Here is a 13,242-nt window from a genome sequence, read left to right on the forward strand (position 1 = left end):
AGTAGAAGAAGCCTCATAAAGATCTCATGACAAGTGTCATGTGAAACTTCGTTCAAACGCCACTGTTGCCCTTTGCGCCTCGATGGTTGACTAGAGGCATGAACACAAACACGGATCACTCAACCACACCGGCGATCTTCGCCGAAGGCCTCGTCAAAACCTACGGGCAGGTTCAGGCCCTCAAAGGAATCAACATGCGCGTCGATTCCGGCGAAATCGTCGCATTCTTGGGCCGCAATGGCGCAGGAAAGAGCACGACGATCGACATTATCTTGGGCCTGCAAGAGGCCAATGGCGGCACGGTCGAAGTTTTCGGCATGAGCGCCAAGGAAGCGATTCGTCGCCGCCTTGTGGGAGTCGTGCTGCAAACCGGCGCACTGCCCAATGACTACACCGTTGCCGAACTCCTCAAGCTCTTCGCCCGCGTCTACAAGCGCGAAGAATCCATCGACCCCATCGTTGACGAGACCTACCTCCGACACCTCCTCGCGCGCAAGATTCGCAAGCTCTCCGGCGGCGAGCAGCAGCGCGTCCGCCTCGCACTTGCCCTCCTGCCCGACCCTGAACTCATCATCCTCGACGAGCCGACCGCCGGTATGGACGCCACCATGCGCAAGGAGTTCTGGGAGCTCATGAGCGCCCAGGCCTCGAAAGGCAAGACGATCCTCTTCGCCACCCACTACCTGGCCGAGGCGCAGGACTACGCCGAGCGCACCATCATCGTCAACGCCGGCGAGATCACCGCCGACGCCCCGACCGAGGAAATCCGCCGCGCCCACTCGACAACGCGCCTTGCCTTCTCTGTTCCCCGTGCGCGCCTGGGCGAGGTCCGCGCCTCCTTGGCTGCTCGCGCCGAAGAATTGGGAACGACGTGGGAGCTGAGCGAAATTGCCGAGGCCAAGGTCCGCCAGTCCGATACCGAAAGTTCCGCGAGGGAGGGCGGCACCGATGAGCAGTGGCTGCGCGTAGAGTTCCGCACGACCTTCTCCGATGAGGCAGCGCGCTTTGTCATTGGCCTTGAGAATGCACGCGAGTTTGAGGTTGTCTTCTCCAGCCTCGAGGACGTTTTCTCGGAGCTCACCCAGTAAAGAAGCGGGCAGTACGTCGGTGCCCGACTAGCCGCGGTATCCGACGAGCCTCGCGCACATTTCCCCACAGCTTTTTACGTATATAAGGATTCAAAATGACAACGCACACTCACGCAGAAACCAACCCCTGGAGCAAACGCACCGCAGTTAGCTCATGGGAAGGAATCGGGATGCTCACCTGGAAGGCTTTCCTCAAACTGGTGGCAAACCCGGCCATGTTTGGTTTCGCACTGATTCTGCCGATCTTCCTCTACATGATGTTCGGTGCCGGACAGGAATACTCGAAGGAGTGGGCGGTCAACGCCAATGTCGGTGCAACTGTCCTAGTCTCCATGACCCTCTACGGCGTGATGATCGCCGGGGCATCAGCTGCAACGGTCGTCGCCCTGGAGCGCACGTCCGGAACATCTCGCCTCTTCGCGCTTACTCCCGTGAGCTCCGGAGCCTTCATCTTCTCCCGCCTGGTCGCAGCAATCTCCATGAGCGCCGTCGTCATTGCTATCACCTACGGCGTGGGTTATGCGACTGGAGCGCGCATGACTCCCGCAGCCTGGATCCAAAGCGCCCTGATTGTCCTGGCTGCGGCCATGATGTCAGCAACGCTGGGTCTGGCACTGGGATTCCTCCTGCGTTCGGATACCTCCTTCGCAGTGATCAACGGCGTCGTTGTCCTGGGCGCATTCCTTGCCGGAATGTTCATCCCGATTGATTCCATGGGAAGCTTCTTCAAGAGCATCGCGCCGGGAAGCCCCTTCTACGGAATCTTCTACCTCTCGCAACTACCCCTGTACGGTTTCGATTCCTTCAAGTGGACCTGGGTAATTTCTGCAGCGGCCTGGTTCATTCCCTTTGTCGTGCTTGCAGTTTGGGCGCAGCACAGGGACACTGATCGCTGACAGACTCACGTGCCACAGGAAGAATTCCAGGAAATAGCCGGGAGAGGGAAGAGCATGGATACCACCACAGCCAAAGCATCGTGGACACGGCGCCACCCGCGCTTGTCCGCAGTGTTGTGGGCACTTCCCTACCTGGCTTTCCTGGCATTCCCCCTGGTCATGGTCCCGAGTGTCGAATCTTTCGGCATGACGGTAGTGATCCTGGCCCTCACTCTTGCAGTCGCAGTCGCCGATATCGCGATCTACGTCGTGAACCCAACCCCCGAATGGGGAGCACACATCAAGAAGCAGATGTGGATCTCGCACGGGATCTTGCTGGTTTTGGTGGTTGCGCTGGGGCTAGTTCTGGTCGCAGCCGGCGCATCGCGAGTGACCTCGGCACTTTTCATCACCTACTCAATTGCGGGCTGGAACCTTCAAGCACCTCGGAATTACGTGGTCCCCGGCCTGGTGGCGCTCGTCGGCTGGGAAGTGATCGCCATCTTGCTGCCCATTGGCAGCATTGACGCACTGGCCTTGAGCTACGCGATCATCGCCCTGCTCATGGTTTTGGGCTTAACCCTGGCCGTGCGTCGCAGTTTCGACAACCGCCACTCAGAGGAACAACGCCAACGTCAAGCAATCAGTCTGGTCCGCGAACGCGAACGCCTGCGTTTCGCCGGAGATCTACACGATATCCTCGGCCACTCGCTGACCGTCATCACCATGAAGAACGAACTCACCCAGCGCCTGCTTTCCGTTGGAAAGATTGACGAGGCCGGTGAACAGATTGCGCAGACCCTGGAGTTATCCCGCCAAGCGAAAGAAGACTTGCGGGGGATCATTGCGGCCTCGCGCAGTTTGTCCCCGGAAGAAGAAGTGAATTTGGCACGCGAACTGTGCGAGCAAGCGGGGATTGAATTCACCGCCGATATCCGAGGCGACATTCCACCCGGCCCTCGCGCCTCCCTTGCTGCTCACATCATCCGTGAGGGAACTGCCAACGCTATTACCCACGCCCACCCCGAGAGCATCCGCGTGCGCCTGACTCCCACTGAGGTCCTCGTACGAAACGACGGATACTCGCAGAAGTACTCCTTGGCCTCGCGAGGTGGGGGAACGGGACTTGAGGGACTACGTGAGCGCGCGGCCTCGGAAGGGGATGTGACCTGGGGGAGTGAAGGGAGCACCTGGGAGCTGCGCTTGGCTTTTAAGGGCGAGGCGCTCTGAGCTGCGTGTACGATTGACGAGTCAAGTACTCGCGCTTCGAAGGACGCCGCATGATTCACGTGATTGTGGTCGACGACCAGGCCCTGATCCGTGGTGCCTTGAGTGCGCTCATTGACCTCGAGGACGACATGGAAGTTGTCGCTCAGGTGGGTAATGGGCACGAGGCCTTGGCTGCAATCGAGGCCCACACGAGCGCACATCCGGGCAGCGAGGTCCCGCTGGTCGTGATCATGGACGTGGAAATGCCCGTCATGGATGGGATCAGTACTGCCACTGCACTGAAAGAACGAGGATCGGCCGCGCGCGTACTCATGGTGACAACCTTCGGGCGCCCCGGCTACGTCCAGCGCGCACTCGATGCAGGAGCATTGGGTTTCGTTGTCAAGGACGCTCCCGCTGCTCAACTGCTCGATGCAATTCGTCGAACCTCACAGGGACTTCGCGTCGTCGACCCCGCACTCGCGGTCGATGCGCTCACGAAAGGCCAAAGCCCGCTCAGCGCCCGCGAAGTTGAGGTACTGCGCGCTTTCGAAAGTGGCGGGACCGTGGAGGACGTGGCCTCGGAGCTCATGCTGTCGGCGGGGACGGTACGCAACTACGTGAGCTCGGCGATGGATAAGACCCACGCGCACACGCGCGCCGAAGCGCTCAAGGTCGCGACTGAGAATGGGTGGTTGTAAACTGAGATTCCATGGTAAACAGCTATGGACGTCGACAAGACGCACAGGAAAACATCACTCGCCACATCTTTGTCACCGGAGGTGTGGTTTCTTCTTTAGGTAAGGGTTTGACGGCCTCGTCGCTGGGGCGCCTGCTGCGTTCACGCGGTCTGAGCGTTGCCATGCAGAAGCTCGATCCCTACATCAATGTCGATCCGGGAACCATGAATCCCTTCCAACACGGTGAGGTTTTCGTCACGGAAGATGGCGCGGAAACCGACCTTGATATCGGCCACTACGAGCGCTTCTTGGACGTGAACCTCTCCGGCGCGGCGAATGCGACCACCGGTCAGGTGTACTCCACTGTTATCGCAAAGGAACGCCGCGGCGAATACTTGGGTGACACCGTCCAGGTCATTCCCCACATCACGGATGAGATCAAGCGCGTCATGCGCGCGCAGGCCATCCCCGATGCCGAGGGGAACGCTCCCGATGTCATCATCACGGAAATTGGCGGAACCGTGGGCGATATCGAGTCCCAGCCCTTCTTGGAGGCCGCGCGTCAGGTGCGCGCCGACCTGGGTCGTGACAATGTCGCATTCGTTCACGTCGCGCTGATTCCCTTCCTGCCTGCGGCTGGTGAACTCAAGACCAAGCCGACCCAGCACTCGGTTGCGACCCTGCGTTCGATCGGTATCCAGCCCGATGCCCTAGTGTTGCGTACGGACCGCCCGCTGCCCGAGGGAATCAAGGGCAAGGTTGCGCTCATGTGCGATGTTGACCGCGATGCTGTCATCGAATGCAAGGATGCGGCCTCTATTTATGAGGTCCCCCCGACACTGCACCGCGAGGGCTTGGATGCATTCCTGGTCCAGCGACTGGGCTTGGCGTTCCGCGATGTGGACTGGAGTGAGTGGAACGAGCTCCTTGAGCGCGTCGAGTCCCCGAAGTACCGCGTCGAGGTCGCCTTGGTTGGAAAGTACATCAACCTGCACGACGCTTACCTTTCGGTTTCCGAGGCTGTTAAGCACGGTGGTTTTGCGAATAATGCGCGCGTAGACCTGCGTTGGGTTGCCTCTGACACCTGCGAGACTCCCGAGGGAGCGCAGAAGGCACTCGAAGGCGTGGACGCGATCATCGTCCCCGGTGGTTTCGGCATCCGAGGCATTGAAGGCAAGCTGGGTGCGCTGCGGTGGGCGCGCGAGCATAAGATCCCGACCCTTGGCCTGTGCTTGGGCTTGCAGTGCATGGTGATCGAGGCCGCGCGTGATCTGTTGGGGTTGACGGGGGCCTCGTCGACCGAGATGGATCCCGAGACGCCGGATCCGGTCGTTCACACGATGGACTCCCAGGTCGACATTGTTGAGGGCGATGGTGATCTGGGTGGGACCATGCGACTGGGCGCCTACCCCGCGGTCCTTCAAGAGGGTTCTGTTGTCGCCGAGGCCTATGGCAAGACCCAGGTTTCGGAGCGCCACCGTCACCGTTTCGAGGTCAACAACGACTACCGCGATCAGCTGGAATCGGTTGGCCTGCACATCTCGGGTACTTCCCCCGATGGGAACCTGGTCGAGTTTGTCGAGCTGGATCGCTCCATGCACCCCTACTATGTAGCAACTCAGGCGCACCCCGAGTTCAAGTCGCGTCCGACGAAGGCTCATCCGCTATTCGCGGGCCTCGTTCGCGCGGCACTTGAGCGTCACGTCGAGAAGTACGCCGCGCGAGGCGGACGCAAGTAAGGGGTGTAGGGTCTGAGGGCTTTGGCTCCGGCTTTGGCTCTGTCTTTGGCTCCCTCACTCCTGGTTTCCTGCTCTACCTCCGTCTTTAGCTCCCTCTTTCCTGGTTTAGCTCACAGATTCCTGGCCTATGAACGCTCATACGTCAGGAATCAACGAGCTAAACCAGGAGATGGGGCGGGGGCAGAGCGGGGAATTGATGTTGTTTGAATAGTTGCTTGCGTGAAGTGATGACCAGGGCTTATAGTTGTGCCAACTGATTCTCAATAAGGTACCGACAGGTTAGCGGTACTGATTGCTCCACCGGCCTTCGGGCCGGTATTTTTTTACCTCGATGCGCATGGTTGACACGGTTCACACAGCTTTAAAATCGCTGAAAAATAGCTGCGGAAACTGTACAAAAATGCTTGTTGTCTGTGGCATGATTTCCCCATGACAAAGATTAATGATGATCTTCGCTACCGTGTCGGCATTGACGTCGGCTTGAAATCAATTGGTTTTTGCGCGGTTGAGGTTGATGACAAGGATCAGCCATTGCGCCTGTTGAACTCCATGGTGTTCATTCACGACGCCGGTGTTGACCCGAATGAGAATAAGGCCGCGAAGAGCCGTAAGCTCACTGCGGGCGTCGCTCGGCGGACTCAGCGCAGAACCGCTCAGAATAGGCGCCGTCTTGCGGAGCTCGACCGTGTGCTATCTGAAGAACTGCATTGGCCCCTGCCGAATCTTGAGGATTTTGAGGATCCCTACGAGCCGTGGCATACCCGCGCGGAGCTTGTCGATCACTACATTGAGGACGAATCCGAGCGCTTGGAAGCACTGTCGATTGCGGTCAGGCACATGGCTCGACATCGTGGGTGGAGGAATCCATATATCAAGGTTGATTCGCTCCTGACTCCGGTGGAGCCCAGCGAATTCCTTCGCGGTCTAAATGAACGCGTCGGTGAGGCGCTGGGGCGGGAGTTTCCTGAGGAAACAACGCCGGGCCAATTGATTAGCGAATACATGAGCGATCCGAAGTACAGGGAAAGCAACGGTATCCGTGGAGACGATGGTATTCTCCAGGGCAAGCTTCACCAATACGACAATACCGCTGAAATTCGAAAGATCTGCGAAATCCAGAGATTGGACCATGATGTGTTTAAGCTCTTGGTCCGCAAAGTTTTCTTCGCAAAGTCACCTAGGGGGAGTGCCGCGGGACTTGTCGGTCATGATCAACTCCCGGGTCAGGGCAAATTCATCCGTGCAGAGAAAGCGCATCCTGATTTCCAGCTCTTCCGGATTGTTTCAGTGCTGACGAATCTGCGTGTTCGTGAGGCAGGAGCGGAACGTTGTCTGACACCCGAAGAACTGAGCGGGCTGACAGATTTCCTTCTCGATGCGGGGCTGAAACAGCAGGTGACTTGGGCCGATCTAGCGGATAACTTGGGTATCGAGCGCGCTGACTTGCGTGGAACGGCACGTCCCTCAGTTGATGGAGAGCCCGCATTGCGTTTCCCGCCAACAGATGTCACTACCGAGATGATCATGGCTTCAAAGGTGAAGTGGCTCAAGGAATGGTGGAAGTCTGCGGATAGTGAGCGACGCGGATTCATGGTCGATGCTCTGTCGAATTCGGGAGGTTCGACGGGTGACGACGACATCGATGATGAAGTTGCAGAGCTTCTTGAGGCAGCGACGGAAGATGAACAGGCTGAACTGGAAAAGATCCAGCTTCCTCAAGGACGAGCGGCCTATTCCTTGGATAGCTTACGCAAGCTCACGGAGCGGATGCTGGCTGAGGGCGCGGACCTGCACACTGCACGAAAGCAGCTTTTTAATGTCGATGATGATTGGCGACCAGAACCCGAGCCGATTGAGGCTCCGGTTGGAAACCCCGCAGTTGACCGTGTTCTCAAGCAGGTTGCACGTTGGCTCAATATGGCTACGGATCGCTGGGGTGAACCGGTCGTTATCAATATTGAGCACACGCGTGATGGTTTGGGTTCGGAGAAGGTTGCCAGAGAGCTATTGCGTGAGAGCCAGAGGCGGCAGGATCTCAACCAGAAAAATATGGATGAGATGATCCAGCAACTGGGAATTTCAGGTAAGGCGCGCCGTTCTGCTCTAGTGAAGCACCAGGCAATTCAACGTCAGAATTCGATGTGCTTGTACTGTGGAACCGCGATTGGCTTTGAAACGGCAGAAATGGATCATATTGTTCCGCGTGCAAGTTCAGGATCTTCGAATGAGCGTTCGAATCTTGCCGCTGTCTGCCGTACCTGTAACCATCAAAAGGGTGCAGTGCCCTTTGCTGTGTGGGCGACCTCGGGTCAGGCGCACGCAGGTGTTTCTTTAGAGGGTGCAATCGAGCGAGTCCGTGCGTGGGAACGCGATCCGGCTATGAGTCCGAAGCAATATGCTCATTTCCGTAAGGAGGTGATTTCCCGCCTGAAGTCGCGTAAGCCGGATGAAGAGTTCGACGGACGTTCCATGGAGTCCGTTGCATGGATGGCGATTGAGCTCCGTACGCGTATTGATGGCTTCTACCGGAAGCTCAAAGCAGAGTCGGTCCCAAGCATTGGTATTTATCGCGGTCAGTTGACTGCGGAAGCGCGCAAGGCCTCGGGATTTGAAAATCGCGTCAACCTGATTGGTGGAAAGGGAAAGACGCGTTTTGATCGCAGGCACCATGCGATGGATGCCTTGGTAATTGCACTGATGAACCAGTCTGTTTCACAGACCTTGGCGTTGCGCGTCAACATGCGGGAATCGCAGCGCATCACCGGCCAGGAAGAAACTTGGAAGAACTTCTATGGGAAGCCGGGTCAAGCCAGCGAACGTTTTGAGCAATGGCGTGAAGGAATGCTTCGTGCGGTCGAGCTCTTCAATATTGAGCTCGCGAAGAATGCTATTCCTTTCCATGAGAATGTTCGTCTGCGTGTCGGTTCAAGCAAGGTTCACGACGATACGGTTCGAAAGTTCATTCACGCGAAGCTTGGCGAAGCTCTGTCTGTCGCAATGATCGATCGCGCGGAAACACCTGCGCTGTGGACTGCATTGACCAGGCTTCCTGACTTTGATCCGAAGGAGGGGCTACCTGAAGATCAGTCACGGGAGATCTATATCCACGGTCGGAAGATTACCGCTGATGAGGAGCTGAACTTCTTCAATTCGCCATCTGCCTGTTTGAAGGTTCGTGGTGGCTATGTGGAGATTGGAAGCTCGATTCACCACGCGAGGGTCTACCGGATCGATGGGAAGAAAACCACCTACGCTATGGTGCGTGTTTTTGCTACGGACCTGGTGAAGATGACTCACGAAGATGTCTTCACTACGCCGCTGAAAGCATCGACGATTTCCATGCGTACTGCTGAGCCGAAGATTCGGAAGGCACTAGCTGACGGAACGGCCACTCAGATCGGCTGGCTGGTTGAAGGCGATGAGCTGCAGATCGAGACGGATAAGTACACGAGCGGGTCTGTCGGTAATGTGCTTGCTCAGTATCCACAGCTCATAAGCTGGCGGGTTGCGGGTTTCTACGGCGTGACGCAGTTGCGACTACGCCCTTACATGCTGGCTGCAGAAGGGATTCCATCTGACGCCTCAGATAGCTTGAGAAAAGTTGTTGAGGGAAAAGGCTGGCTTCCGGCAATTAATACGCTTTTGTCGTCGGGTGATGTTTGGGTTGTTCGGCGAAATTCTCTTGGTGAAGTGCGGTTCAGCACTAAGGATTCACTTCCAGTTACTCACCTGCTGAGGTAGAACCATGGCTGAACAGTGGCGCGTGATTGACCTCTGTGAGTTCCAGGGAACACTTCATTCCACACGAGGTGGGATAGAGGTGTGTCCTGAGGGCAAGGAGCCAGTCACTCTTCCCGTTGCAGAGCTTGCGGTTGTTCTCATCGGGATGAAGGTTGATCTTAGTGCTGCTGTTCTGCACCGGCTTGCGGATGCAGATGTTGCGGTTCTCTTCTGTGATTGGAGGGGGATTCCTGAAGGTGGTTGTTATTCCTGGTCGGATCACGGACGGGTAGCAGCTCGTCACCGGGCTCAGGCTGACATGACTCTTCCTCGAAAGAAAAACGCGTGGGCACGCATCATTAGAGCAAAGATTGAGGGACAGGCAAACGTTCTTCAGAATCTCGGTCGTTCAGGGAGTAGTGAGCTTTTTGCACTCGCGGATCAAGTTCGCTCAGGTGACCCCGACAATATTGAGGCTCGTGCAGCGCGTTTTTACTGGTCGCGTGTTCTAGGTGAGGGGCGACAGCCCGGTGCTGGTCAGCTCATTGGTTCGAATGCGTGTCTTGATTATGGATACGCTGTGTTGCGTGGTCATGTGATTCGGGCGGTACTGTCCGCTGGATTAGCTCCGGCGTTAGGTGTCTTTCATCGTGGAAGGGGCAATGCTTTCGCGCTTGCAGATGACCTCATCGAACCTTTCCGCCCGGCGATTGATGAAGTCGCTCTGCAATTGTCTCCAACTGCATCTCCTTCAGATAGTGATGTGAAGCGGGTATTGGTTGCTGCGGCTTCACAGAAGTTCGATGCGGTTGGTTACGGCATTTCAGCAGTTGCCCAAGATCTTGCGCAGCAATACGGGCGTTATGTTGAAGGAGAAGAAGAGCGTCTAAAAGTTCCCTCATGGCAGGGACCCGCATCCACTGATCTGAGTGGTTGAGATGGTGGATAGTCCCATGTGGTGCCTGGTCATGTTTGATCTTCCGGTTGAAACAAAAGCCCAGAGGCGGGAAGCGACGCGGTTTAGACAAGCGTTGCTGGATTGGGGATTCACAATGGTCCAGTTCAGTGTTTACGCAAAATACTGGCCAAGCGGTGGGCAGAACCATTCCACCCTTCGACAAATCCAGTCGCATCTTCCCGAAGGCGGTCAAGTGCGGGTTATCGGTATTACTGACCGTCAATGGGCCACGGGACTGCATTTTGAACAGGCTAAGAAACAGAAAACGGAGGGGGCTCCTGAGCAGCTCACTATCTTCTGAATTACGAGTCAATCCTCTTGATAGACTTCGGGTATAGGCAGTGGGGAACACGCTGCAGTTGGGAATCAGTTACCAATCCTCTTGATAGACTTCCACGCACCGTTGAGTGCGAGCATCTGGCGTTGGGAATCAGTTACCAATCCTCTTGATAGACTTCCCGGCTGCGCGCATTGCCTCGCCAAGCGGTTGGGAATCAGTTACCAATCCTCTTGATAGACTTCCATTGAGCGGTTTGTTCCCCGGAATCAAGTTGGGAATCAGTTACCAATCCTCTTGATAGACTTCCGCGAGATGTCTGAGAAAATGGTATTAGGTTGGGAATCAGTTACCAATCCTCTTGATAGACTTCTGGGGACCATCGAGGCCGCGCGACTCACGTTGGGAATCAGTTACCAATCCTCTTGATAGACTTCGCTACGGCGCGCCACTCCCCGCGCATAAGTTGGGAATCAGTTACCAATCCTCTTGATAGACTTCTCCACGTGCCTAAACCACAGGTCGCCCGGTTGGGAATCAGTTACCAATCCTCTTGATAGACTTCCGCCTGCGGTTAGGACGAAGATCGTCGCGTTGGGAATCAGTTACCAATCCTCTTGATAGACTTCAAGGCATGGCTGAGCGCGACCTGGCGGGGTTGGGAATCAGTTACCAATCCTCTTGATAGACTTCAGGCAACTCGTCAACCTTACTAGCATCCGTTGGGAATCAGTTACCAATCCTCTTGATAGACTTCGCCACGCAAGATCGTCCGCTTCCTCAGCGTTGGGAATCAGTTACCAATCCTCTTGATAGACTTCGGTTCCTTGCTCTGCTACGCGCCGTTTAGTTGGGAATCAGTTACCAATCCTCTTGATAGACTTCATGCAGTTGCTTGAGGTCATCGAGGCTGGTTGGGAATCAGTTACCAATCCTCTTGATAGACTTCGTTGGGGTTTGTGGAGTGTGGGGCCAAGGTTGGGAATCAGTTACCAATCCTCTTGATAGACTTCCTCGCCCGCCTCTAGGGAACACAAAAAGGTTGGGAATCAGTTACCAATCCTCTTGATAGACTTCAACGAGCTGATCGGCCTCGGCGCCGACCGTTGGGAATCAGTTACCAATCCTCTTGATAGACTTCAAAGGGCAGTGCGTCACGCCGCGATTCTGTTGGGAATCAGTTACCAATCCTCTTGATAGACTTCCAACCTCAGAATCCAACTCAATATGAACGTTGGGAATCAGTTACCAATCCTCTTGATAGACTTCTGACCTCGGCGCTGCATACCATCCGCGAGTTGGGAATCAGTTACCAATCCTCTTGATAGACTTCAAATCGAAAGATTTATAACCACCCCCGGGTTGGGAATCAGTTACCAATCCTCTTGATAGACTTCCCAGAAGCCATCATGCCAATAAGCGGCAGTTGGGAATCAGTTACCAATCCTCTTGATAGACTTCTGCAAGTCTGGAAAGAAGGAACCGCCCGGTTGGGAATCAGTTACCAATCCTCTTGATAGACTTCCGCTCCACCTCCACGTCTCGGATGCAGTGTTGGGAATCAGTTACCAATCCTCTTGATAGACTTCAGACAATCCTTCGTAAATAACCGCTGCAGTTGGGAATCAGTTACCAATCCTCTTGATAGACTTCAGTCGATGCCTCAGCTCTCGAATGCTTTGTTGGGAATCAGTTACCAATCCTCTTGATAGACTTCCCATCCGCCCGCTTCGCTAGAATCAACCGTTGGGAATCAGTTACCAATCCTCTTGATAGACTTCGGTTAGGGGCGGTTTGACTTCTTTAAGTGTTGGGAATCAGTTACCAATCCTCTTGATAGACTTCCCCATCCGCCAAGCCCTGCAAAAGCTGCGTTGGGAATCAGTTACCAATCCTCTTGATAGACTTCATAATTAGGGCCAAGGTTGCGGCCTGATGTTGGGAATCAGTTACCAATCCTCTTGATAGACTTCGGTTAATCCCGCGCGTGCCGCTTGGATCGTTGGGAATCAGTTACCAATCCTCTTGATAGACTTCACCGAACAACTCTTAACCCGCGAATACGGTTGGGAATCAGTTACCAATCCTCTTGATAGACTTCTTGCGTTGACCCCGCACGCATCGGCGGCGTTGGGAATCAGTTACCAATCCTCTTGATAGACTTCTGATCTATTGAGGTTATCCTGCGCTTGGGTTGGGAATCAGTTACCAATCCTCTTGATAGACTTCACCCCAGCAGCCTTCCAAGAATCAGCCAGTTGGGAATCAGTTACCAATCCTCTTGATAGACTTCCGCCGACGCGATCACCGCCTACAAGGTCGTTGGGAATCAGTTACCAATCCTCTTGATAGACTTCTGATGATGATGTATCCGACAGTCACTCCGTTGGGAATCAGTTACCAATCCTCTTGATAGACTTCAGCTGACCTGCTTCGAGGTCTCGGATCTGTTGGGAATCAGTTACCAATCCTCTTGATAGACTTCCCCTGTCGCTTCTTTCACGATCGCGTCGGTTGGGAATCAGTTACCAATCCTCTTGATAGACTTCCGCGACGGTGATACCGAGCGTGACGATGGTTGGGAATCAGTTACCAATCCTCTTGATAGACTTCTCGCAGGTCATCGATGAGATCGGAGTCGGTTGGGAATCAGTTACCAATCCTCTTGATAGACTTCAAAGACACGGCCGACGGAC

8 protein-coding genes and 1 CRISPR repeat array (1 of these 9 cut by a window edge) are annotated in these 13,242 nt (G+C 55.3%); all 8 genes read left to right on the plus strand.

All coding sequences use genetic code 11. The annotated features are described in order from the left end of the window. The first annotated feature begins 98 nt into the window (after positions 1–98). Positions 99–1,088, plus strand: coding sequence for an ABC transporter ATP-binding protein (locus tag BQ8011_RS02110; protein ID WP_072457075.1), 990 nt, complete (start codon positions 99–101; stop codon positions 1,086–1,088). A 95-nt stretch (positions 1,089–1,183) separates the two neighbouring features. Further along, positions 1,184–1,984 carry an ABC transporter permease gene (locus BQ8011_RS02115; protein WP_072457077.1) on the plus strand — a complete coding sequence of 267 codons (801 nt, stop codon included), beginning with the start codon at positions 1,184–1,186 and terminating at the stop codon, positions 1,982–1,984. A gap of 54 nt (positions 1,985–2,038) precedes the next feature. Continuing rightward, a complete protein-coding gene (locus tag BQ8011_RS02120; RefSeq protein ID WP_072457079.1) occupies positions 2,039–3,193 on the plus strand; it encodes a sensor histidine kinase in 1,155 nt (384 codons plus the stop codon). A 50-nt stretch (positions 3,194–3,243) separates the two neighbouring features. Beyond that, on the plus strand, positions 3,244–3,873 hold the full coding sequence (locus BQ8011_RS02125) for a response regulator transcription factor (protein WP_072457081.1): 630 nt from the start codon (positions 3,244–3,246) through the stop codon (positions 3,871–3,873). Between the two features lie 11 nt (positions 3,874–3,884). Next, the gene (locus BQ8011_RS02130) at positions 3,885–5,591 is read left to right on the plus strand and encodes a CTP synthase (RefSeq protein WP_034500969.1); all 1,707 of its coding nucleotides are present in this window, start codon (positions 3,885–3,887) and stop codon (positions 5,589–5,591) included. 429 nt (positions 5,592–6,020) lie between these two features. After that, positions 6,021–9,332, plus strand: coding sequence for a type II CRISPR RNA-guided endonuclease Cas9 (gene cas9 / locus BQ8011_RS02135; protein ID WP_072457083.1), 3,312 nt, complete (start codon positions 6,021–6,023; stop codon positions 9,330–9,332). Positions 9,333–9,336: 4 nt separating this feature from the next. Beyond that, entirely contained in the window at positions 9,337–10,248 is a 912-nt protein-coding gene (cas1, locus tag BQ8011_RS02140) for a type II CRISPR-associated endonuclease Cas1 (protein ID WP_072457085.1), read from the plus strand. Between the two features lies 1 nt (position 10,249). Beyond that, positions 10,250–10,570 carry a CRISPR-associated endonuclease Cas2 gene (cas2, locus tag BQ8011_RS09270; protein ID WP_407639767.1) on the plus strand — a complete coding sequence of 107 codons (321 nt, stop codon included), beginning with the start codon at positions 10,250–10,252 and terminating at the stop codon, positions 10,568–10,570. A 57-nt stretch (positions 10,571–10,627) separates the two neighbouring features. Then, positions 10,628–13,242: a CRISPR direct-repeat array (repeat unit 36 nt; unit sequence GTTGGGAATCAGTTACCAATCCTCTTGATAGACTTC) (it continues 301 nt past the right edge of the window).

The organism is Actinomyces marseillensis, from assembly GCF_900155605.1.
In the GTDB taxonomy this organism is placed as follows: domain Bacteria; phylum Actinomycetota; class Actinomycetes; order Actinomycetales; family Actinomycetaceae; genus Pauljensenia; species Pauljensenia marseillensis.

Excerpts from the sequence above, each read along its gene's own strand:
- BQ8011_RS02125 (WP_072457081.1), top strand. The coding sequence starts at position 3,244 with ATGATTCACGTGATTGTGGTCGACGACCAGGCCCTGATCCGTGGTGCC.
- BQ8011_RS02110 (WP_072457075.1), top strand. The coding sequence starts at position 99 with ATGAACACAAACACGGATCACTCAACCACACCGGCGATCTTCGCCGAA.
- BQ8011_RS02115 (WP_072457077.1), top strand. The coding sequence starts at position 1,184 with ATGACAACGCACACTCACGCAGAAACCAACCCCTGGAGCAAACGCACC.
- cas1 (WP_072457085.1), top strand. The coding sequence starts at position 9,337 with ATGGCTGAACAGTGGCGCGTGATTGACCTCTGTGAGTTCCAGGGAACA.
- cas2 (WP_407639767.1), top strand. The coding sequence starts at position 10,250 with ATGGTGGATAGTCCCATGTGGTGCCTGGTCATGTTTGATCTTCCGGTT.
- BQ8011_RS02130 (WP_034500969.1), top strand. The coding sequence starts at position 3,885 with ATGGTAAACAGCTATGGACGTCGACAAGACGCACAGGAAAACATCACT.
- BQ8011_RS02120 (WP_072457079.1), top strand. The coding sequence starts at position 2,039 with ATGGATACCACCACAGCCAAAGCATCGTGGACACGGCGCCACCCGCGC.
- cas9 (WP_072457083.1), top strand. The coding sequence starts at position 6,021 with ATGACAAAGATTAATGATGATCTTCGCTACCGTGTCGGCATTGACGTC.